Annotated in this window: 10 protein-coding genes and 1 pseudogene; 7 read left to right on the top strand and 4 right to left on the bottom strand. The window is 71.8% G+C overall.

The features are described from left to right. Positions 1 to 76: 76 nt before the first annotated feature. The 5 genes and pseudogenes from ACFWBB_RS00755 to ACFWBB_RS00775 all read left to right on the top strand — a co-directional run. Positions 77 to 604 (top strand): annotated as a pseudogene (locus ACFWBB_RS00755) (hypothetical protein); the annotation flags it as partial. Between the two features lie 54 nt (positions 605 to 658). After that, positions 659 to 2,035, top strand: a complete 1,377-nt coding sequence (locus ACFWBB_RS00760; protein ID WP_385265554.1) for a hypothetical protein — start codon at positions 659 to 661, stop codon at positions 2,033 to 2,035. 8 nt (positions 2,036 to 2,043) lie between these two features. Next, a complete protein-coding gene (locus ACFWBB_RS00765) occupies positions 2,044 to 3,489 on the top strand; it encodes a VWA domain-containing protein (RefSeq protein WP_385264984.1) in 1,446 nt (481 codons plus the stop codon). 106 nt (positions 3,490 to 3,595) lie between these two features. Next, a complete protein-coding gene (locus tag ACFWBB_RS00770; RefSeq protein WP_385264986.1) occupies positions 3,596 to 4,720 on the top strand; it encodes an AAA family ATPase in 1,125 nt (374 codons plus the stop codon). Further along, positions 4,717 to 7,527, top strand: coding sequence for a hypothetical protein (locus ACFWBB_RS00775; RefSeq protein ID WP_385264989.1), 2,811 nt, complete (start codon positions 4,717 to 4,719; stop codon positions 7,525 to 7,527). Before ACFWBB_RS00770 ends, ACFWBB_RS00775 begins: the two co-directional genes overlap by 4 nt. On the opposite strand, the gene ACFWBB_RS00780 is transcribed toward ACFWBB_RS00775, so the two are convergent. From ACFWBB_RS00780 to ACFWBB_RS00790, 3 genes are all read right to left on the bottom strand, one after another. Continuing rightward, positions 7,520 to 9,088 (bottom strand): hypothetical protein, encoded by a 1,569-nt coding sequence (locus ACFWBB_RS00780; RefSeq protein ID WP_385264991.1) that lies wholly within the window; start codon positions 9,086 to 9,088, stop codon positions 7,520 to 7,522. The genes ACFWBB_RS00775 and ACFWBB_RS00780 overlap by 8 nt on opposite strands. A gap of 96 nt (positions 9,089 to 9,184) precedes the next feature. Then, positions 9,185 to 14,374, bottom strand: a complete 5,190-nt coding sequence (locus ACFWBB_RS00785) for a family 43 glycosylhydrolase (protein ID WP_385264994.1) — start codon at positions 14,372 to 14,374, stop codon at positions 9,185 to 9,187. Positions 14,375 to 14,504: 130 nt separating this feature from the next. After that, complete coding sequence (locus tag ACFWBB_RS00790) at positions 14,505 to 15,650, bottom strand: helix-turn-helix domain-containing protein (RefSeq protein WP_385264996.1); 1,146 nt, start codon at positions 15,648 to 15,650, stop codon at positions 14,505 to 14,507. A 229-nt stretch (positions 15,651 to 15,879) separates the two neighbouring features. Here ACFWBB_RS00790 and ACFWBB_RS00795 point away from each other — a divergent pair, with 229 nt between their 5' ends. Both ACFWBB_RS00795 and ACFWBB_RS00800 read left to right on the top strand, forming a co-directional pair. Continuing rightward, positions 15,880 to 17,661: an FAD-binding dehydrogenase gene (locus tag ACFWBB_RS00795; protein WP_385264999.1), complete on the top strand. Its 1,782-nt coding sequence runs from the start codon at positions 15,880 to 15,882 to the stop codon at positions 17,659 to 17,661. Between the two features lie 130 nt (positions 17,662 to 17,791). Beyond that, positions 17,792 to 21,166 carry a pyruvate carboxylase gene (locus ACFWBB_RS00800; RefSeq protein ID WP_385265001.1) on the top strand — a complete coding sequence of 1,125 codons (3,375 nt, stop codon included), beginning with the start codon at positions 17,792 to 17,794 and terminating at the stop codon, positions 21,164 to 21,166. Between the two features lie 19 nt (positions 21,167 to 21,185). Here the strand turns inward: ACFWBB_RS00800 and ACFWBB_RS00805 are convergent, their stop codons facing one another. After that, positions 21,186 to 22,157, bottom strand: a complete 972-nt coding sequence (locus tag ACFWBB_RS00805; RefSeq protein WP_385265004.1) for an STM4015 family protein — start codon at positions 22,155 to 22,157, stop codon at positions 21,186 to 21,188. Positions 22,158 to 22,185 lie beyond the last annotated feature (28 nt).

The following is a 22,185-nucleotide window of genomic DNA, read 5'->3' on the forward strand; positions in this document are numbered from 1 at the left end:
GCCGGTAAGTTCGTCGTTGTCGCGCCACTCCGGCGCGGCAGCCCCCCTGTCCTGCGCCGATTCGGCGTGCGGAGCCCTGTGCCGCAAAGGAGATGGTGCGTTGTCCGACTGGGAGAATTCGAGTACGGCCCGGGTGGTGCCGCCCGCACGGCCGCGCAAGCTCGCCAAGGTCCCCTTCGTCGAACTGGCCGACGGACGCCTGCAGGGCGTGGTCTCCAGCGGCTCGGACATCGAGCGGGTGTACGTGTCGTCGGTCGGCGCCGGCACCTACGCCTTCGCGTGCAGCACCAACAACAACCGTCCCTGCGGCGGCGCCCGGGGCTCGTTCTGCAACCACATCCGCGCGCTGATCACCGAGGCCGTGCTCCAGTACGGCGCCGATCGCGTCGCCCGCTACCTGCGCGTCGAGCCCACGGACGCGGAGGCGGACGCCGCCGCCCTCACCACCGCGATGACCGGCACCCACCCGCCCCAGGCCGACGGCAAGGCGGTCGCCGCACCCGTCTTCAGCCGCTTCCTGCGCCACCTGGCCTACCTGGAGCTGCCCCCGGTCACCGCCCCGCTCCCGGAACTCCAGTGGTTCCCACCGACCCGGGCGGCCGCCGACCCGGAGCCGCCCCACAGCGGGCACGATCCGAGCGCGGGCGAGCGGGCCGGTCTGCTCACCGCCCCCGTGGAGGGGCTGGACGAGGCACTGACGGCGGTCGACGCCTTCGACCGGACCCTGGTGACGGGCCTGCTGCGGCCCCGGCCCGAAAGCATGGACGATCTCAACGGACTCGCCGCCGCCGTCGCCGGCAGTCCGCTGGCCGCCCCGGTCGCCGAGGCCGCAGGGAAGGCCGCGGCCGGAGCCGCGAGCGAGGACCACTTCGTCGCCCTCGCCGCCGCCCGGACCGCCCTGCTGGGTGCCGTGCACGACGCGCTCACGGCCGGCACCGACGAGGTGACCGGCCGCACACGTGAGGAGCGGGCGGCCGCCGCGCCCGCCGAGCGACCGGCGGTGAACCTGCTCGCGGCCGCCCGTACCTGGCTGTCGGACCTCGCGCGGGCCGGCTGGCGGGGCATCGACCACGAACTGGCCGGCGGTGCCGCGCCCATCGTCTCCGCGATGCTGCCCGACCCCGAGCTGCGCCGCCTCGCCACCCTGCTCGACGGATTCGCCGCGGAACTCGCCGCCTCCTGCCCCGGCGCGACCCTGGAACGGATCCCGGCGCGCCGCTGGGGCGACCTGTGGTCCCGGGCCCTGCTGCTGACCCGGCCCGGCGCCGCCGGCCGGCCCGCGGTCGAGGCCGCCACCGGCCGTCTGCTGCCGCTCGGCGTCGACCTGCACGAGCACGCCACCGCCGCGCAGGCCCAGGTGCACGCGGTGTTCGAACCCGCCGACGGCAGCGCGCCCCGCCTGGTCCGCGCGAGCGTCTCGGTGCCCAAGCCGGACACCGTCGTCGCGGCGGGCGTCTGGCAGCTGCTGCGGCCGCACCTGTCGCTGCTCACCGCCCTCGGCGAAGGCCGGGCGATGGACCTCGACGCCATGCCCCTCACCGACGAGGGCGACCTGCTCTGGGACGGCGCCCGGGCCCGTACGGGTGACGCCGCCGACGCCCTCGCCACCGCGCGGGTCGTCCTGCCGACCGCCACCACCCTGCCCACCGCGCCCCTGGACCGCCACCCCGTGCGAATCGCCGAGCCGGTGTTCCTGGAGGGCTATCGCAGTGAGCAGGACGGGGACACCCTCACCTTCGCCGTCGCCGGTCACACTTTCCGCGTCGACACCGACCGCATCCCCACCGCGAGCCCGCTGACGCCCGAGGCCGTCGCGGCTTCCGGTGCCTGTATCGGCCTGCTCCGCTGGGACGGCGGCGGCTTCCTTCTCCAGCCGCTCGCCGTCGAGACCACGGTGCGCAGGAAGGCCGTCGCCCTGCACGCGGGCGCGTGGGCCGGCGGCACCACCGACAAGGCCGGCGCCCGGGCCGAGAAGGCCGCCACCGACGCCGTGACCGTCCTGCGCGAACGAGCGGGAAGGCTGTTGCGGAAGTGAACGACCCCATGCCGGAAACCGTTCCCGACGACAACCGCCGCCAGGTTCTCTACTGGCGGCTGCTGGCCCGCCTCTTCGACCCCGAGGAGCAGCCCGGACTGGAGTCGGCGAGCCTCGCCGTGGTCGAGGACATCGGCCTGCCGCCCGCGCTGCTGGACCCGCAGACCTCCGTCGACTCGATCGTCCAGCGCCACCCGGAACTGGAGTCGGAGTTCGACGCGTTGATGCTCCCCGACTCCGACTCCGGTACTGACACCGGCACCGATACCCTTGCCGAGGCAGGCACCGGCACCACCACCGGTACCCGTGCCGAGGCAGGCAGCGACACCGGAAGTGAGGATGCGGCTGACCCCGACGCGCCTGGTCGTGCGGCGGAGGTGCGGCGCGCGGCACTCGTGTCCAAGGTGCTGCTGAACGTCTTCTCCACCGGCTCCGGAGCCGTCGGCGCCGGACAGCTGTCCCGCTGGCAGAGCGACGCCGGCTGGCTGGAGCGCGCGCTCGGCTGCCGGCCGGGGGAGCTGCGGGGCGGTCGCGGTACAGCGCCCGACGGCGGGCTCGTCCCCGCGCTCGGCCCGGAACTCGGCGCCATCGAGGCGGACCTCGTTCGGCGCATGCACCTGCGAGAAGTGCTCGCCGACCCCGAACTCGCCGCGCGGCTCACCCCGAGCATGTCGCTGATCGAGCAGCTGCTACGGGACAAGAACAACCTCTCCGGGGTCGCTCTCGCCAACGCCAAGGCGCTGATCCGCCGTTTCGTCGACGAGGTCGCCCAAGTGCTGCGCACCCAGGTGGAGAAGGCCACGGTCGGCGAGCTCGACCGCTCGGTCCCACCCAAACGCGTGTTCCGCAACCTCGACCTCGACCGCACGATCTGGAAGAACCTCACCAACTACAGCCCCGAAGAGGAACGCCTCTACGTCGACCGTCTCTACTACCGCCACACCGCCCGCAGGACGACACCGCAGCGGCTCATCGTGGTGGTGGACCAGTCGGGCTCGATGGTCGACTCGATGGTCAACTGCACGATCCTGGCGTCGATCTTCGCCGGGCTGCCCAAGGTGGACGTGCACCTGATCGCGTACGACACCCGTGCCATCGACCTGACGCCCTGGGTGAACGAGCCGTTCGAGGTGCTGCTGCGGACCAAGCTGGGGGGCGGGAACGACGGTCCGGTCGCGATGGCCATGGCCCGGCCGAAGATCGCCGAGCCCAGGAACACCGCGTTGGTGTGGATCTCGGACTTCTACGAGTTCGACCGGTCCCAGCCGTTGTTCGAGGGAATCGAGGAGGTCCATCGCTCCGGCGTGAGGTTCATCCCCGTCGGCTCGGTGACCAGCTCCGGGCGGCAGGAGGTCAACCCCTGGTTCCGGGAGCGGTTCAAGGCCCTCGGCACACCGGTGATCTCCGGTCACATCAACAAGCTCGTCCACGAACTCAAGACATTCCTCACCTGACCCCACCCGCTTTCCCGACCCGCCCGCTTTCCCGACCTCACCCGCTTTCCCCGCTTCCCCGCTTCCCGCTTTCCTGACTCCCTTCGCTTCCTGGAAAGGCCCTCGGATGACCGACCTGCTGCGCGCCCCCGCCGAACTCAAGTACTCCGAGGAACTCGACTGGCTGGAGTCGATCGACGACAGCCCCAAGCCGTTCTCCTGGCGGCTGTCCCCGAAGATGGTGCGCCTGTTCGTCCTGGGCTCCGAGCGCGCCGACGGCCTCGACCGGGAGATCGCCCCGAAATGGTTCGGCGACCGCAGCTTCGTCGAGCGCTCCATCGTCACCCTTGCCTCCGACCGCGGCCTGCTCCTCATCGGCGACCCCGGCACCGGCAAGAGCTGGCTGGCCGAGTTGCTGTCCGCCGCGATCTCCCGCAACTCCACGCTGGTCGTGCAGGGCACGGCGGGCACCACCGAGGACCACATCAAGTACTCGTGGAACGTGTCGATGGTCATCGCCAAGGGCCAGTCGCGCGAGTCGATGATCCCCTCGCCGATCATGACCGCGATGGAGACCGGCGCGATCGGCCGTTTCGAGGAACTCACCCGCTCCACCAGCGACGTCCAGGACGCGCTGATCTCGATCCTCTCCGAGAAGTACATCTCGGTCCCGGAACTGGGCAGCGACCAGGACAGCGACAACATCGTGTTCGCCAAGCCCGGCTTCTCGGTCATCGCCACCGCCAACAGCCGCGACCGGGGCGTCAACGACCTCTCCTCGGCTCTCAAGCGGCGCTTCAACTTCGTGCGCATCCCGGTGGTGACGAACAAGAAGAGCGAGGCGGAGATCGTCCGGTTCCGCACCGAGGAACTGCTGCGCCGCCACCGGATCGAACTGGACGTCCCGCCGACGCTGCTGGACGTGCTGCTGCGGAGCTTCGCCGACCTGCGGGCCTCCTCTGCCGCCGCCGGCAGTGACGACGAGAAGCTGGAGTCCGCCCTGTCCACGGCCGAGCAGATCGGCGTTCTGGAGGACGCCGTCCTGCACAGCAACTTCTTCGGCGAACGCGTCCTGACCGCCCGCACCCTCGCCTCCTCGCTCGTCGGTTCCCTGGCCCGGCGCGCACCGGAGGACCTCGCCATCCTCAACAAGTACCTGCACGGCGTCGTCGAGCCGCGCGGCAAGGAGGAAGGGGGCTCCTGGCCGGAGTTCCTCGAGGGCGGCCGCGACGCGATCGCGACCCTGTCGTGACCGGGGGCCCCGAGGGCACCTTCACCGCGCTGCGCTCCCAGCTCCAGGACGCCGCCGCCACGTTCGCCGACGGACCCGGAGCCCTGGAGGGCATCCTGCGGGGCATCGTCGACGACGTCGAACGCGCGGTGAGTGAACCCCTGGAGATCTTCCCGGTCTGCCACCACTCACCGGCCTCGGCCATCGCCATGGCACGCCGGCTGCGCGAGAAGCAGCCGAAGACGGTCTACCTCGAGCTGTGCGAGGACATGGCGCCCCTGCTCACCGAGCTGCGCAACTGCCGTCTGCCGGTGGCCGTGCAGTCCTTCGCGAGCGAGATCGACGGCTTTCCCGCCGACTGGGCACCGCTCTCGGTGGTCGCCCCGGTCACCGAGGCCTCCGCCGAGTACCAGGCCATCGCCTACGCGCTCGACACCCCGGGCGTCGAACTCGTTCTCGTCGACCGCTCCTCGGACCACGTCTTCCAGTGGGAGACCGGACCCGACGGCGAAGCCGACAGTGAGGGCGACGGCGACCCCGACGCGCCCGAAGCGACGGAGCAGACCGCCCTGCACGGCGACGCCGTCGGGGTGGAGATCGGCGACCTGCGCCCCCGCTTCGCCGAACTGGAGGAGCACCTGCTCCGCCACGGCCGGGTGCGGCACTGGTCGGAATGGTGGCACCAGTACGTCGAACTGCCCCTCGGCGACAGCGACCACGACACCTACCGCCAGGTGATGCTGCTCATCGGCAGTCTCTTCAGGCGCCTCGCCCCCGGCGACCCCGGCAGGGTACGGGTCGACGAGGACCGCGAGCGGTACATGTGGACCCGGATGCGCGAGCACCTCGCCGCCACCGCCACCGACCCCGCCGACTGCCTCTACGTCTGCGGCGCCTTCCACGCGGCCAGCCGCGTCGCGGAGTTCGGTGTCCACGGCAGCGACACCTTCACCATCAGCCCGCCGAGCGGCACCAGGTGGCGCCACGGTCTGATCCCGTCCAGTCACGGCGCGATCGAGGCGCAGTTCGGGCTCGCCGCCGGGTCCGTGTCCATCGCCGCGACGGAATGGGCGAAGAACGTGAGGCGTACCGGAGTCCGTCCGTTCCGCCTGGAGGGCCAGGCGGGCGCGAAGAGCGCGAAGCCGAGGAAGGCCCTCGCCACGACGGCTTCCGCGCCCCCCGCCCCGCCCGCCGACCGGCTCACCGGCTTTCTCCGGCGGCCGCCCGCCCTCGACGCCCTCGACGAGGCCGAACTGCTCGGCTGGTCCGTGGAGATCGTGCGCGCCGCGCGACGCAACGGCTACCTCGCCTCCACCGCCGACGCCATCGCCGTCTTCGAGACGTCGATCCTGCTGGCCGGTATGCGCGACCGCGCCAAGCCGACGCCGTACGACTTCCAGGACGCGGCCGTCACCTGCATCGAGAAGGACGCCGTACCGGGCCGGCGGGACGTGGGCCGGCTGGTCGAGATCATGATGGGCGGCGACCGCGTCGGCCGGGTCGGTTACGACGCGCTGCCGCCGCTGGCCCGTGACGTGCACGACCGGCTGGCACCGCTGGAGCTGAGGCTCCAGCAGCGCGGAGTGCAGCGCGCGTTGCTGGACATCGCCTCGCGACCGGAACTCGGGCACTGCTCCGACCTGCTGTGGATGCTGCGCCGGCTGCTGCCCCGGGGTGCGGCCCGGCCCATCATGGGTGAACGCCGCCTCGGCGAGCGCCCCATCCAGGAGTCCTGGGATCTGGCGTTGGGCACCCACGAGCGCGCCCTCATCGAACTGGGCTACGAGGGTGTCAGCATCGAGCAGGTGCTCGAACAGCGGCTGCGGCGCGTCGCGTACGCCCCGCAGGCCACGGCCGCCCAGGTCCTGGAGGCTGTCGAGGACGCCATGCTCTACCTGCGCAGCCGCCGTCTCGCCGACGAGCTCGGCACCAGGGCCCTGGAGGTCCTGGCGAGTGAACGCAGCGTCGACGGCGCTCCGGAGGTACTGCGCCGGATCCGCCGTCTGCTGGCCCATTACCGCACCTGCGAACCGGTGCTCCCGCCCTGGATCGAGTCCTTCGTCAAGACCGGCTACGCGCACTACTGCACCCTGCTGCCGACGGCGTTCACCGACGACGACGCGACGGTCCGCCAGGTCGCGGCGATGCTGGGGTTCCTGTTCGGCATGGAGGGCCTGGCCCTGTCCCTGGGCTGTGACCGCACCCAGCTCGAGCTCGCCCTCGCCCAGTCCCATCCGGCCGAGCCCGCACGCACCGCACTGCTCTGGGCGGCGCAGACCCACCTGGGAACCCTGCCGAGGCCGGTCCTGCGGGCGCGCTGCGCCGAGCTGCTCGGCAACCCGTTGGTGCTGCCGGCCTACCCGCGTTACCTCAGCGGGTTCGTGCACGCCCTGGAACCGGTCCCGGGCCTGGCCGACTTCGTCGTCGAGGCCGTGTCGAACGCGTTCGCCCTGCTTCCGGACGCGGTGCTGCTCCCCTGGCTGCCGACCCTCATCACCACCCTGCGGGCCGGCGGTACCGAGCTGGCCCCGCTGCTGATCCGGGAGGCCGGCCGGGTCTTCCCCGCCCGGCTCGCCGAGCTGGACGCCTGGGTACCGCCGTGGCGGCTGCCGCGGGAACCGCAGCGCGTGCCGGTGGAGTCGGCGGCGAGCGCGGCGGGCGCTCTGCCGCTTCTGGTCGCGCACCCCGCGACCTGCGACGCGCTGGCGGAACTGCTGGGCTGCGACGGGACGTGGGAGAGTGCCGGCGCCCGGTCGTCCGGAGCGGCCCTGCTCTCCCGGTATCCGCAGACCGCCCGGGCCCTGGAGACGCTGTTGGCCGTCAGCTGAGGGGCAGAGCCGCCGCCAGGGCGCGCAGTGCGCTCTCGGTCAGCGCCGGGTTGGCGGCGGCGTGGTGGGCCAGCTCCTCGGCGTCGAGGAGCTCCGCCAGCAGCGGGGGCGGCAGGTTCGGGTGGCGGGCGAAGGCCGCCCGGACGGCGGCTTCGGGGTCCCGGGTGAGCCGTGCCACGGTGGCCGACGGGGTCCCCGGGTCGCGGGCGGCCAGGGCCCGGACGGCGGGATCCTCGTCGTCGGCGTGGGCGGCCAGCCCGTGCGTCGGGAAGTTGGGCCGGGTGACGAGGTGGGCGCGCTCGGGGCCGGTGTACTCGAGGAAGCCGCGCAGCAGGAGGGCCGCCGGGGCGTCCGGATGGTTCTGGGCCAGCAGGACGCGGACGCCGAGGTCGTCGTCGGCGGCCAGCCGGGCCACGAGGTCCGGCGGCAGGGTGGGCTCCCTCGCCGCTTCCCGGCGCAGCATCGGGTGACCGGAGAGCGCGTCCCGGCGGACGGCTTCGGGGCCCCGGGGGAACAGCCGCTCGGGGTAGAAGCAGAACGGCTCGTCGAGGGGGACCTCGTAGTCGATCGCGGCCCGTTCCTCCTCGGTCCACGCGGGGTGGACGGACACGGACAGCCGCACCTTCGGGTCGGGATCGGCCGCGAGGAGACGACGCTCGTCGGGGTCGAGGTCGCGGTGGCGGGCGACCATCCGGCGTACGCCGGGTTCGGGATCAGCGACCAGCGCGCGGCGCTCGACGGGACCGAGGTCCGCGCGGCGCGAGATGCTCCACCGGACCTCCGGGTCCGGATCGGCTGCCAGCAGGACCACGACGTCGGGAGGCAGGCTGGGGTTGGACGCGATCATCCGCCGGTCCTCGGGGCCGGCCGGAGCGCTGAGGACGCTGTCCACGACGGCCCGGCTGAGAGCGTCATGGAGCAGGATGCCGGTACGGGCGTGGCAGGACTGCTCGGGCAGCACGCTCTCCACCCACACCGGATCCTCGTGGCGCAGCAGGGCCTGCGCCCTCCTGCGCACCTCGTCGTCGGGATCGGCCAGCAGCGCGGCCCGCGTCTTCGCGTCCTGCCATCCCCACATGCCGACTCCCCAGGCGCGGACCTTCGCGTCCGGATGCGTTGCCATGGAGCGGCGCAGCGTGAGGGAGAACTGCCGGTAGAAGGTGCCGCCCAGGTGCTCCGGATCGTAGGTGTTCATCATGCGGACGACGGCGTCGTCGGGCAGCGGCCGCGGCTCGGCGGGGGCAGTCACCCGGGGGGCCTCGGCGAGATGGGCGCGAACGAACCAGTGCGGATCGTCCGCCAGCCGCACCCGCTGGGCCGGGTCGACGTGGGGATTGCGGGCGAAGAAGCTACGGGTGCGATGGTCGGGATGGTCGACGACTGCGTCGACGACCGCCTCGGGCAGCACCCGGTCCCGGCACAGCACCATCCGTACGGCGAGCGGCGCCTTAGCCAGCAGGTGCAGCAGGACGTCCTGCGGAGCCGAGGGGTTGAGGGCGACTCCGGCCAGGCGCCGGGTGGCGAGATCGGCGTCCTGCCAGATCTGCTCGGGTGTGGGCATGCGTCGTGTCCCCCCAGGAAACGATCGGGCCCCCTGCCTCGGGCAGGGGGCCCATGACCTTAACCGCCCGGCCCGATCGAGGGCCAGGCAGCTGCGCTACCGGCGCCGGTGGCCGACCGTGATGACACCGCTGACCTTCGCCGGGGCACCACTGCTGTAGATCACCTTCCCGCCGGACTTCTTCCAGACCTTGATGAGGAAGGTGTCCGGGCTGTCCGTCGTCGTGACGCGGAAGGCGTAGCCGCTCTTGCCGTTGACCGTGCCCGAACCCTGGAGGACGGCCGTGGAGCCGGAGACGACGAGCCAGTCGAAGCCGGTGGAGCGCAGCTTCAGCCGGGCCGGCCTGAAGTCGAAGGACACCTCTCCGGCCGGGGCGGTGCCACTGGGCAGATAGCCGGCCGCGACCGAGAAGGACGCCCGGCCGGTCAGCTTCGGTCCGACCGGGGCACTGAAGGTGCCCGCTCCGACCACCGGTCCCGCGCCGCGGTCGTACACGATCAGCTCGGGGAGCGTCGTGGCGGCCGAGGCGCCGTCGTCGTCGGTGACGGTGATCACCGGACGGCGGATGCCCGTCGAGGTGTAGGTGTGCTCGGCACGGCAGCCGGACGCGGTGACCGTGCCGGCGGCCGGCTTGCCGCCGTCCTTCCAGTCGACGACGCAGGTGTGGCCGTCCCCGGCGCCCGGGTCGGTGAACCGGGCGGTGACCGACGTACGGCGGCCGGTCGGCACCGGTCCTGACGGGCCGGTGGCGGAGGTGATGGCCGGGGCCGCGTTCGTCACCGTCACTACGGCCGTGTCGGTGCTGCGGCCGCCGGTCAGGGTGAAGGTGTAGGTGCCGTTGTCGGTGCAGGTCACCGTGGTCCGGGCGGCGGCCGGGTCCGCGACCGTGCAGGGAGCGCCCCTCTCGAGGGTCCACCGCGCACCGCCCGCCCCGGAGAGCGTGCCGTTCAGGGCGATCGGGGCGCCTTCGACGCCCTCGGCGTCCGGACCGGCGTGGACGACGGTGACCGGGTCGATGCTCGTGAGGGTGGGCACGACCTTCTTGATCAGGCCGTCGGCGTCGAACTCCAGCTTGTCGACGGTGGTTTCGCGGTGGGTGCCGTCACCGCCCGGGAGGGCGAAACGGTGGTAGGCGATGTACCAGTCGTCCGTGCCCGGCACCTGGACGACCGAGTGGTGCCCGGTGCCCTTGATACCGAGGGAGAGGTCCTTCTCCAGGATCACGCCCCGCTTGGTCCACGGGCCGGTGGGCGAGGGACCGGTGGCGTAGGCGACCCGGTAGTTCTCGTCCCGGGTGTCGTTCTCCGACCACATGAAGTAGTAGGTGCCCTGGCGCTTCACGACGAAGCTGCCCTCGTTGTAGCCGCTCGGGGTGATGTCGGTGACCTTCGAGGCGTCGAAGGAGACCATGTCGTCGCCGAGCGGGACGACGTAGGCGTGGCCGTTGCCCCAGTAGAGGTACGACTGGCCGTCGTCGTCCGTGAAGACCGCCGGGTCGATCATCTGGCCGCTGTACTGGCCCGCCTTGAGCAGCGGCTTGTCCAGGACGTCCTTGAACGGGCCGGTGGGCGAGTCGGAGACGGCGACACCGATGCTGGCGTCGGCGCAGAAGTAGAAGTAGTACTTCCCGTCCTTCTCGGCGATCGTCGGCGCCCACGCCCTGCTGTCCGCCCAGCTCACGTCCGGGCCCAGGTCGAGGATGACGCCGTGGTCGGTCCAGTGCACCAGGTCGGTCGACGAGTACGCCTTGAACCGCGTACCGCTCCAGCCGTCGAAGCCGTCGGTCGTCGGGTACATGTAGAAGGTGTCGCCGAAGCGCACGATGTTCGGGTCGGCGTTGAGACCCGGCAGCACCGGGCTCTTCATGATCAGTGCGGCGACGGTCCAGGTGCGCCTGGTGCCGTCGGAGCCGGTCACCTCGTACGTCACCGGCTTGCTGAAGTCGTGCACGCTGCCGGAGACGGGGCTGATCGCCGCGCCGTGGGCGAGGGTGAACTCCGGTGCCAGCGAGGTGAGGTCGGTGCCCTCCTTCAGCGGCAGCGTGATCTTGCCGCTCGCGTTGTCCAGGAGGGCGTCGACCTTCAGCGCGGGGTGCGTCGCCCTGGCGATGCCCGCGGTGTTGCCGCTGAGCTCCATGACCTCCGCGGCCGACAGGGCCCGGCCGTAGACGCGGAAGTCGTCGACCTCGCCGCCGAAGTAGGGGTCGGCCGAGTACAGCGACCTGCCGATGTAGCCGCTGTAGTCCTTGGTGGCGTCGTACAGCTCGGAGGGCTTGGTGGTGACGCCGGTGGCCCGGGCCGCCTCGACGCCGTCGACGTAGAGGACCAGCGTGCCGGTCGAGCCGTCGAGGGTGACCGTGACGTGCCGCCATTCGCCGGGCGTCAGCTGCGAGCCGGCCGTGAGCTTCGACTCCGCCGACCAACTCGCCTTCGTGATGGCCGAGTACAGGCTCGAGCCGCCGTTGGACGGGGTGGCGAAGAGGTACTTGTCGCTGTCGGGCCCGAGCCCGAACAGCCACTGGAAGGCGGAGCCGCCCTTCCACTTGGCGTATGTGGACACGGTGACGCTGTCGGCGCCCTTCAGCACGCCGTTCGGGATCTTGACGTAGGGGGAGGTGGCGGAGTCGCCGGACATCTTGAACGAGCCGCCGTCCACGCCGGTCCCGAACTCGGGGGTACGGACGTAGGTGCCGTGGTTGCCATGGCCGCTGGAGTCGACGGCGATGTTGCCGGACGTCTCGTCGAAGCCGTAGTGCAGCAGCAGGTCGGCGGGCACGTCCGGGCCCTCCGTCGAGACCGTGACCTCGGCGCGGACCGGGAGTGCGGCGCCGCCGGGGAGGCTGCCCGTCACGGCGAAGGTGCCGGCCTGGGCGTAGGCCGAGGCCGGGACGGCGTCCCAGGTGACCGCCACCGGGCGGCGGACGCCGTCGGCGTAGGCGGCGATCACTGTGGCGGGAAGGACCGGGGCGTCACCGACGCGGGTCTTCACCGCGATGTCCTCGACGCTCTCGACCAGCTGGTCCGGCTGGTAGGCGCGCAGCAGCCGGTCGTACTCGGCCTGGGTGACCGGCAGGACGGTGCCGTGGCGGGGCTTGGCCGGCAGGTCGTAGCCGGTGGACGGGGTCCAGACGCCGGAGGCGAGGTCCGTCGTCTCGAACGGGAGGTAGCCGCGGCCGCCGAACTCGTCCAGGAAGGCGTACCACTTCTCCTCGGTGTTGGACTTGAACACCAGCGGCCCCTCGGCCGCGTTCATCGCGCCCTTGCCGATGCCCTCGGCGACCGGGTCCCAGGAGAGGTTCAGCAGCGAGTCGCTCTTCTCCTCGAAGATGAACTTGCTGTTGGGGGTGGAGGAGGTGTTGTTGCGCTCGTCCTTCGACAGCCGGAAGTACGTGCCGTCGTGCTGGATGACCGTGGAGTCGATGACCGAGTAGCCGCGGTCGATCCAGACCTTGGGCTCGCTGAACGTGTAGAAGTCGCGGGTCGTGGCGTACATCATCCGGTTGTAGGTGCCACCGGAGTGCGAGGCGTTGTCGTACAGCTTCGACGCCCAGAAGACCACGTACTCGCCGAGGTCGCTGTCGTAGTAGGCCTCCGGCGCCCAGGTGTTGCCGGCGCTGTCGGGGGAGACCTGCACCAGGCGCTGGTCCGTCCAGTGGACGAGGTCGGTGGACTCCCAGACCATGACGGACTTGCTGCCGGTGCGCTGGGCGGCGTCCCAGTCGCCGTTGCCGTAGATCCTGAGGTCGGTGGCGATCTGGTAGAACTTGTCGCCCTCGGGGGAGCGGATGATGAACGGGTCGCGCAGGCCCTTCTCGCCGAGGGTGGAGGTCAGGACGGGCTTCGCGTCGTTCAGCTCCCGCCACTTCAGCGGGTCGTTTCCCTTGCTGAGGGCCGCGTAGAGCTGCTCGCCGTCGGACGTGCCCTCACCGGTGAAGTAGCTGAACATGTAGCCCTTGAGGGCTTCCTTCACGGGGAGTTCGGGGACCTTCGCGGTGAACACGCGGGTCGCCTTCGCCGCGCCCTTGGTGACGGTCGCGGTCAGGTCGACGGTGGCGGCCCCGGTGCCGTGCGCGGGACGGTGGACCACACCGTCGGCCGAGACCACGTCCGCCCGCTCGGAGGCCCAGGTGACGGCGGTGCCGTAGGAACCCGTCGCCGGCAGGCTGAGGTTGCCGCGTGCGTCGTCGAGGTTGTGGACCGCGAGGGCGTCGGCGGCCTGGCGGGCGGCGGTCGCGTCGTCGAAGGCGGCGAGGACCGTGACGTCGAAGGCCTTGGTGGCCGTGACCGTCCCCTTCCTGAGGGTCGCCGTGAGGGTGGCGTGGCCGTCCGGCTCACCCGCGGTGGGGCGGGTCACCCTGCCCGCGTCCGACACCACGGAGGTGTTGTCGCTGGCCCAGCTGATCGAGGCACCGCCGGCCGTGCCGGTCTTCGGCAGGTTCAGGTCGGCGGTGACGGCGCCGGTGTCACCGAGGTCCAGGGCCGCCCTGTCCTCGGCGACGCCCTGCGTGGCCACGGGGAGGGCGAGCTGCTCCACGTCGGAGGCGGCCAGCGCGTGGTCGTACACGCGGAAGTCGCGGATGTCGCCCTTGAAGAGCTTGTCGCCGGAGTACACCGACTTGCCGATGTAGTTGGCGGTGGTGATGCCGGAGCCGATGGCGCCGGGGGTGATGGTGACCGACGTGTTGCGGGCGACCTCGACGCCGTCCTCGTACAGCACACCGGTGGTGCCGGACTGCGTGTAGGTGAGGTGCTTCCACACCGAGCGGGTGAGGTTGTGGGAGTCGGCGGGCTTGGTGGTCTGTTCCGTCGACCAGTTGCCGGTGGCGATCGAGGTGCGCAGGGAATTGCCGGTGGTGAACAGGTAGCCGTTGCCGTTGCCGCCGCTGGAGTTGCCGAAGCCGTAGAGGAAGTACGGCGTCGACTGGCCGGCGTCGAGCCGCACGTCCATGGCGACGCTGATCGCGTCCAGGCCCTTCATCACGTCGTTCGGCACCTTGATGTAGGTGTCGGAACCGTTGAAGGCGAGGCCCTGGCCGGTGGACGACCAGCCGGCGGTGCCGGCCACCGTGCCGTCGCGGCCGTGGCCGGAGGCGTCGACCGCCGTGCTGCCGGACGTGGCGTCGAGCTTGTACCAGAGGGCCAGACCGTCGGTGACGTCGGCAAGCTCGTCCGCCTGAACGGGAGTTGCCGCCCCGACAAGGCCGACGAGCAGGGACGCGGCGGTCAGTGCGGCCAGTTGTCCCGCCCCGCGTCTCGCACGGTCGCGCAGTCGATGTCTGTGGGTCATGGGGCAACCGCCGTTTCAACCGTGTGACGTGATGTTGCGAGAGTGTCAAACGGTGTACATGGCCGCGTCAATAGTTCTCGAACAATGTCCGACAGGTCGAACATGGCGGGCGGCGTGCAAGGCCTTCTGCTCAGGGCCGGGTTGACGACTCCAGCCATGCGGTGAGGGCCCACCACCAGTGCAGGGTGGCGGGCGGGCCGTCGCCGTCCGCGAGGGAGGAGGAGGTGATCTGCCGGAGCCGGCCGAGCCGGTACCGGACGGTGTTGGGGTGGGTGAACAGCGCGGCGGCGGTCTGGTCGAGCCGGCGTCCGTTGTCCAGGAACGCCAGTGCGGTGCGGGCGAGCTGGCGGTGGAAGGCGTCCGCCGGATCGAGGGAGCCGAGCAGCCGACGGCTCAACAGCGCTCCCAGGGAGGGCTGTTCGGCCAGGGCGATCCTGGCGGCGAAGTCGGTGACGTCGTACAGCCCGTGCAGGCCGTGCTGCCGGCCGATATCCACGGCGCGCACGCACAGCCGGTACAGCGCGGGCAGCTCCGGCAGGGGAGCGGCGGGCGCGACCACGACGAACGCCTCCGGACCCAGCTCGCCGGCCTCTGGCGGCCGTGGACACAGGCCCACCGTGCGCCCGTCGAGCGGCACGGTCACCGCGTGCGGCGACCGCACCGCCCGCGCGGGTGCGGGCGCGGCGACCAGGCAGTGGTAGTGCCCGGCGGCGTCCGCCCGTACTCCGGCGCGCGCCAACTCCGCCTCGCGCGGCGGGACTTCGCCGAGCAGGGCCTGGTGCAGCAGCCGGGTGCGGACGGCGCCCAGGGCGCGGGGCGACTCGTGCTCGGCGGCGCGATAGCCATGGATCACCTGCCGTTCCATCGCCGCGCCGTACTCCTGGAGGCGCAGCACGACCGACAGCAGGGCCCGGTCCGAGACGCCGGCCGAACGGCAGCGGTCCACTACGATCTCCGCCGCCCGCGCCAGTGCCGCCTGCACGCCCCGCAGGACGACCGTCATCGGCACGTCCTGCACGGCACGGTCGGCGCCCAGCAGCAGGGCGGCCGAGAAATCCTGTTCGTCGACCGACCCGGTCCGTTCCGGCGCGGTGAACCAGGGGTCGGCCGCGCGGAGCATCGCCGTCACATGCGACCGGGTCGCCTCCTCGGTCAGCCGGCCCAGTCCGGGGGAGCGGCTGCGCGCGGCCTGCGCGAGCTCGACGCACACCTCCGCGTCGGCGGCCATGCCCCGCAGGACCCTGGTGACGGCCTCCGGGCCGTGGACGACGGCCATGGTCCCCCTTCCGCCCGGGCGCTGTCGCCGAGCCACAAGCGAGCGACGCCCACGTTGACGCCCGCGCACTACCGGAGCCGTGTGACGACCTGGTTTCCTGTTGGGCTACCGACGGTAACAGCGCTGTTGTCGCGGGAACACCCCTTCGTCCCGCCACCCATGGACCGGCCAGGCCTTTCCCGAGCACGGTCCGGGTACCGCCCCCGCGAAGCCTCCAGGAGGGCCGCTCATGGACACCCCCGAAGCCGATGGAATCACCCGCCGCCACGCCCTGACCGCGGCGGGCGGAGTCCTCGCGGGCGCGACCCTCGCCGCGCAGGCCTTCCCCGCGTACGGCGCCACGCAGGACGCCGACGCGATCGTCGTCGGCCACGGCCTCGCCGGACTCGTCGCCACCGCCGAACTCGCCGCGGCCGGACGCAAGGTGCTCCTCCTCGACCAGGAGCCCGAGGCGAGCATCGGCGGCCAGGCGTTCTGGTCCTTCGGCGGACTGTTCTTCGTCAACTCCGACGAACAGCGCCTGATGGGCGTCAAGGACACCTACGACCTGGCGTGGCAGGACTGGCAGGGCACGGCCGGCTTCGACCGGGGCGTCGACGACCCCAAGGGCCAGGACCACTGGGCGTACCAGTGGGCCAAGGCGTACGTCGAGTTCGCGTCCGGCGAGAAGCGGTCCTGGCTCTCCGGACTCGGCGTGCAGTGGTTCCCGATCGTCGGCTGGGCGGAACGCGGCGGTGGTCTCGCGACCGGACACGGCAACTCGGTGCCCCGCTTCCACGTCACCTGGGGCACCGGACCGGCGGTCGTCGAGCCGTTCGAGAAGAAGGTGCGGGCCGCCGTCGCCGACAACAAGGTGACCTTCAGGTTCCGGCACCGCGTGGACGAGATCGTCACCACCGGCGGAGTCGTCACCGGCGTCCGCGGGGCAGTCCTGGAGCCCAGCGGCGCGGCCCGCGGCAAGCCCAGCTCCCGCACGGTCGTCGGTGACTTCGAGCTGCGCGCCCCGGTCGTCGTCGTCACCTCCGGCGGCATCGGCGCCAACCACGACCTGGTCCGCCAGAACTGGCCCGCCCGGCTGGGCACCCCGCCGAAGTTCATGGTCACGGGCGTCCCCGCGCACGTCGACGGCCGCATGCTGGGCATCACCGAGAAGGCGGGCGGGCGCATCGTCAACCCGGACCGCATGTGGCACTACACCGAGGGCCTGCGCAACTACGACCCGATCTGGCCGGGCCACGGCATCCGCATCCTCCCCGGCCCCTCCTCGATGTGGTTCGACGCGACGGGCAAGCGGTTCAACGCCCCCGACCTCCCGGGCTACGACACCCTGCACACCCTCAAGACCATCACCGACTCGGGCTACGACTACTCCTGGTTCGTCACCACCCAGAAGATCATCGCCAAGGAGTTCGCGCTCTCCGGCTCCGAACAGAACCCCGACCTCACCAACAAGAACGTCTGGCAGCTGCTGACCCGGATCTGGCAGACCCCGGAGCCGATCGAGAAGTTCAAGAACAAGGGCGAGGACTTCGTCGTCGCCACCACGCTCACCGACCTCGTCGCCGGCATGAACAAGCTGACCGGCACCTCACTCATCGACCTCGCCGACATGAAGCGGCAGATCGAGGCCCGGGACCGGGAGATCGACAACGCGTACACCAAGGACGTGCAGGTCATGGGCATTCGCAACGCCCTGAACTACACCGGCGACTCGCTCAGCCGCACGGCCGCCATCCACCGCATCCTCGACTCCGGCGCCGGCCCGCTGATCGCCGTACGCCTCAACGTCCTCACCCGCAAGACCCTCGGCGGTCTCCAGACCGACCTCCTCGGCCGGGTCCTGAACGCGGCCGGGAGCCCCGTGCCCGGTCTGTACGCGGCCGGAGAGGTCGCCGGCTTCGGCGGCGGCGGAGTCCACGGCTACCGCTCGCTCGAGGGCACGTTCCTCGGCGGCTGCCTGTTCTCCGGGCGCCAGGCAGGACGGGCCGCCGCTGCGGCGACGGCGACCTGACCGGGCGTCGCACGCGGCCGGGCACGGTCCGATCGAGCGAGACATGGGCCGAGTGGCCCGACTCACATGGCCAACCCGGTCACGCACCGACACGATGGTCCTCGTCACCGCCAGGCTGAAGGGGTCCCCGATGTTCCGCAAGGTGCTGGTCGCCAACCGTGGTGAGATCGCGATCCGTGCGTTTCGCGCCGGCTATGAGCTGGGCGCGCGCACGGTCGCGGTCTTCCCGCACGAGGACCGCAACTCACTCCACCGGCAGAAGGCCGACGAGGCCTACGAGATCGGAGAGCAAGGGCACCCGGTGCGGGCCTACCTCTCCGTCGAGGAGATCGTCGGCGCCGCGCGCCGGGCGGGCGCCGACGCCGTCTACCCGGGCTACGGGTTCCTCTCCGAGAACCCCGAACTGGCGCGCGCCTGCGAGGAGGCGGGCATCACGTTCGTCGGCCCCGACGCGCGCACCCTCGAACTGACCGGCAACAAGGCGAGCGCGGTGGCGGCGGCCCGCGCGGCGGGCGTGCCCGTGCTCGGCTCGTCCGCGCCCTCCAACGACATCGACGAACTGGTCGCGGCCGCCGAGGACATCGGCTTCCCCCTGTTCGTGAAGGCCGTCGCCGGCGGCGGCGGACGAGGCATGCGCCGCGTCGAGGACCCGGCCGTGCTGCGCGAGTCCATCGAGGCGGCCTCCCGCGAAGCCGCGTCCGCCTTCGGCGACGCCACCGTCTTCCTGGAGAAGGCCGTCGTCGACCCGCGCCACATCGAGGTGCAGATCCTCGCCGACGGCGAGGGCAACGTCATCCACCTCTTCGAACGCGACTGCTCGGTCCAGCGGCGTCACCAGAAGGTGATCGAGCTGGCCCCCGCGCCCAACCTGGCCCCGGAGCTGCGCGACCGCATCTGCGCCGACGCGGTCCGCTTCGCCCGGCAGATCGGCTACCGCAACGCCGGCACCGTCGAGTTCCTCCTCGACCCCGCGGGCAACCACGTCTTCATCGAGATGAACCCGCGCATCCAGGTCGAGCACACGGTGACCGAGGAGGTCACCGACGTCGACCTCGTCCAGGCCCAGATGCGCATCGCCGCAGGCGAGACCCTGGCCGACCTCGGTCTGTCCCAGGAGACGATCACCCTGCACGGCGCCGCGCTCCAGTGCCGGATCACCACCGAGGACCCCGCCAACGGCTTCCGCCCCGACACCGGCCGCATCAGCGCCTACCGCTCGCCGGGCGGGTCCGGCATCCGCCTCGACGGCGGTACCACCCACGCGGGTACGGAGATCAGCGCGCACTTCGACTCGATGCTGGTCAAACTGACCTGCCGGGGCCGCGACTTCCAGACCGCGATCGGACGCGCCCGGCGTGCCGTGGCCGAGTTCCGCATCCGGGGCGTGTCCACCAACATCCCCTTCCTCCAGGCCGTCCTGGACGACCCGGACTTCCAGGGCGGACGCGTCACGACGTCGTTCATCGAACAGCGCCCGCACCTGCTCACCGCACGGTCCTCGGCCGACCGCGGCACCAAGCTGCTGACCTACCTCGCCGACGTCACGGTGAACAAGCCGCACGGCGAGCGGCCCGCGCTGATCGACCCGACCACCAAGCTGCCGCCGCTGCCGGACACCGAGCCGCCCGCCGGTTCCCGCCAGCGTCTCGTCCACCTCGGTCCCGAGGGTTTCGCACGATGGCTGCGCGAGTCGCCGACCATCGGCGTCACCGACACCACCTTCCGCGACGCCCACCAGTCGCTGCTCGCCACCCGGGTCCGCACCAAGGACCTCCTCGCCCCGGCCCCGCTGGTCGCCCGGACCCTGCCCCAGCTGCTGTCCCTGGAGTGCTGGGGCGGCGCCACCTACGACGTCGCCCTGCGCTTCCTCGCCGAGGACCCGTGGGAGCGGCTGGCGGCCCTGCGCGAGGCCGTCCCCAACATCTGCCTGCAGATGCTGCTGCGCGGCCGCAACACGGTCGGCTACACGCCCTACCCGACGGAGGTGACCGACGCCTTCGTGCAGGAGGCCGCCGCCACCGGCATCGACATCTTCCGCATCTTCGACGCGCTCAACGACGTCGGGCAGATGCGGCCCGCCATCGACGCCGTACGGGAGACGGGGACGGCCGTCGCCGAGGTCGCCCTCTGCTACACCTCCGACCTGTCCGACCCGAACGAGCGCCTCTACACCCTCGACTACTACCTTCGCCTGGCCGAGCAGATCGTCGAGGCGGGCGCCCACGTCCTGGCCGTCAAGGACATGGCGGGCCTGCTGCGCGCGCCGGCCGCGGCGAAACTGGTGTCCGCGCTGCGCCGCGAGTTCGACCTGCCGGTGCACCTGCACACCCACGACACCGCGGGCGGTCAGCTCGCCACCTATCTGGCCGCGATCCAGGCCGGCGCGGACGCCGTCGACGGCGCCGTCGCCTCCATGGCGGGGACGACCTCGCAGCCCTCGCTGTCGGCGATCGTCGCCGCGACCGACCACTCCGAGCGGCCCACCGGCCTCGACCTCCAGGCCGTCGGTGACCTGGAGCCGTACTGGGAGGGCGTCCGCAGGATCTACGCCCCCTTCGAGGCGGGCCTCGCCTCCCCGACCGGACGCGTCTACCACCACGAGATCCCCGGCGGACAGCTCTCCAACCTGCGCACCCAGGCCGTCGCGCTCGGCCTCGGCGACCGCTTCGAGGACATCGAGGCGATGTACGCCGCCGCCGACCGCATCCTCGGTCACCTGGTCAAGGTCACCCCGTCCTCCAAGGTGGTCGGCGACCTCGCCCTGCACCTGGTCGGCGCCGGAGTGGACCCCAAGGAGTTCGAGGCGTCGCCCGACCGGTACGACATCCCCGACTCCGTCATCGGCTTCCTGCGCGGCGAACTGGGCACCCCGCCCGGCGGCTGGCCCGAGCCGTTCCGCAGCAAGGCGTTGCGGGGCCGCGCCGACGCCAAGCCCGTCCAGGAGCTGACCACCGAGGATCGCGAGGGCCTGGAGAAGACCCGCCGCAGCACGCTCAACCGGCTGCTCTTCCCCGGCCCGACCCGCGACTTCGAAACCCACCGCCAGGCCTACGGCGACACCAGCGTGCTCGACAGCAAGGACTTCTTCTACGGTCTGCGCCCGAGCAAGGAGTACGCCGTCGACCTCGAGCCCGGCGTCCGGCTGCTGATCGAGCTCCAGGCCGTCGGCGAGGCCGACGAGCGCGGCCTGCGCACCGTCATGTCCTCCCTGAACGGCCAGCTGCGGCCCATCCAGGTCCGGGACAAGGCGGCATCCTCCGACGTACCGGTGACCGAGAAGGCCGACCGCGCCAACCCCGGCCATGTCGCCGCGCCGTTCGCGGGCGTGGTCACGCTGGTGGTGGCCGAGGGCGACGAGGTGGACGCCGGCGCGACGATCGCCACCATCGAGGCGATGAAGATGGAGGCGACGATCACCGCCCCGCAGGCCGGACGGGTCGGCAGGCTGGCCATCAACCGCATCCAGCAGGTGGAGGGCGGTGACCTGCTGGCCGAGGTCGGCTGAGGTCACCGGCCGCGGACGGTCACTCGCCCGCGGCCACGTACCGGTCGTCCGGGCCGTCCGCGTCCTCCCGCCCCGACAGGTCCACCTTGACGCCGTAGGGTTCCAGAGCCTGTCGTATCCGCTCCGCCATCGCGTCGGAAAGGTAGTGGTGGTGCAGGTCCAGTTCCTGGAGATGCACCAGCGGCTGACCGCTCAGCAGTGCCCTGGCGCCCGTGTCCGACAGGGTGCCCCGGCCCAGGTGCAGAGCGGTCAGCCGGGCCACCACGGGCGCGGCGGCGACGGCGGCGGCCACCTCGTCCTGGTTGTCGCCGTTCTGCAGGCCCAGCCGGCGCAGGGCGGGCAGGCGGGAGCCGTCCAGGATCGGCGCGAGGTCGGCCACAGTGGTGGTACGGCCGTACCACTCCGCGCCCAGCCACAGGTCCAGGTGCTCCAGCGCGGGCAGCTCCGAGGCGGCGAGCCCGTGCACCACCTCGACGGGCAGCCCGCCGTTCTCGAAGCGCAGGACGCGCAGATTCTCATGGCGCAACGGCGTGAACTCCAGCCCAGGACCGCCGCCGAAGCCACCGCCCGAACCGCGTACGGCGAGCTCCTCCAGCCCGGGGTAGGCGGCCAGGAACGGGCTGACGTCGCCCTGGACGATCCAGGAGAGCTCGCACTCCTCGAAGTCGAGGTCGGCGAGACAGAGGGCCCGAAGACCGGTCAGCCGGTCCGCCGCCCCGGCGAGGCGCTCCACCACCTCGTCGCAGCAGTCGCCGGAGTCCAGCTCGCTGCCGTAGGCGCCCGCCCCGAGGACCAGGGCGCGCACCCGCGACGGGTCCACGGTGTCCAGGAACCGGTTCCAGCAGTCGTCGAAGTCCTCCGGGTCGCCGTCCTGCCGGACGAGCTTCCAGGCCACCGACTCCGCTTCGGGCAGGCCCCGGGCGTTCTCCCCGGGCAGCGGGAAGACGAACACCGGCAGGCCGTGCAGTTCCGAGATGTGGTCCAGCGTCATGGGCGGGTACCTCCGTGAGCGGACGGTG

The sequence above is a fragment of the Streptomyces sp. NPDC060000 genome, assembly GCF_042737375.1.
Lineage (GTDB): Bacteria > Actinomycetota > Actinomycetes > Streptomycetales > Streptomycetaceae > Streptomyces.

Coding starts and splice junctions, on each gene's coding strand:
- ACFWBB_RS00770 (WP_385264986.1), top strand. CDS start 3,596: ATGACCGACCTGCTGCGCGCCCCCGCCGAACTCAAGTACTCCGAGGAA.
- ACFWBB_RS00765 (WP_385264984.1), top strand. CDS start 2,044: ATGCCGGAAACCGTTCCCGACGACAACCGCCGCCAGGTTCTCTACTGG.
- ACFWBB_RS00800 (WP_385265001.1), top strand. CDS start 17,792: ATGTTCCGCAAGGTGCTGGTCGCCAACCGTGGTGAGATCGCGATCCGT.
- ACFWBB_RS00805 (WP_385265004.1), bottom strand. CDS start 22,157: ATGACGCTGGACCACATCTCGGAACTGCACGGCCTGCCGGTGTTCGTC.
- ACFWBB_RS00795 (WP_385264999.1), top strand. CDS start 15,880: ATGGACACCCCCGAAGCCGATGGAATCACCCGCCGCCACGCCCTGACC.
- ACFWBB_RS00780 (WP_385264991.1), bottom strand. CDS start 9,088: ATGCCCACACCCGAGCAGATCTGGCAGGACGCCGATCTCGCCACCCGG.
- ACFWBB_RS00785 (WP_385264994.1), bottom strand. CDS start 14,374: ATGACCCACAGACATCGACTGCGCGACCGTGCGAGACGCGGGGCGGGA.
- ACFWBB_RS00790 (WP_385264996.1), bottom strand. CDS start 15,650: ATGGCCGTCGTCCACGGCCCGGAGGCCGTCACCAGGGTCCTGCGGGGC.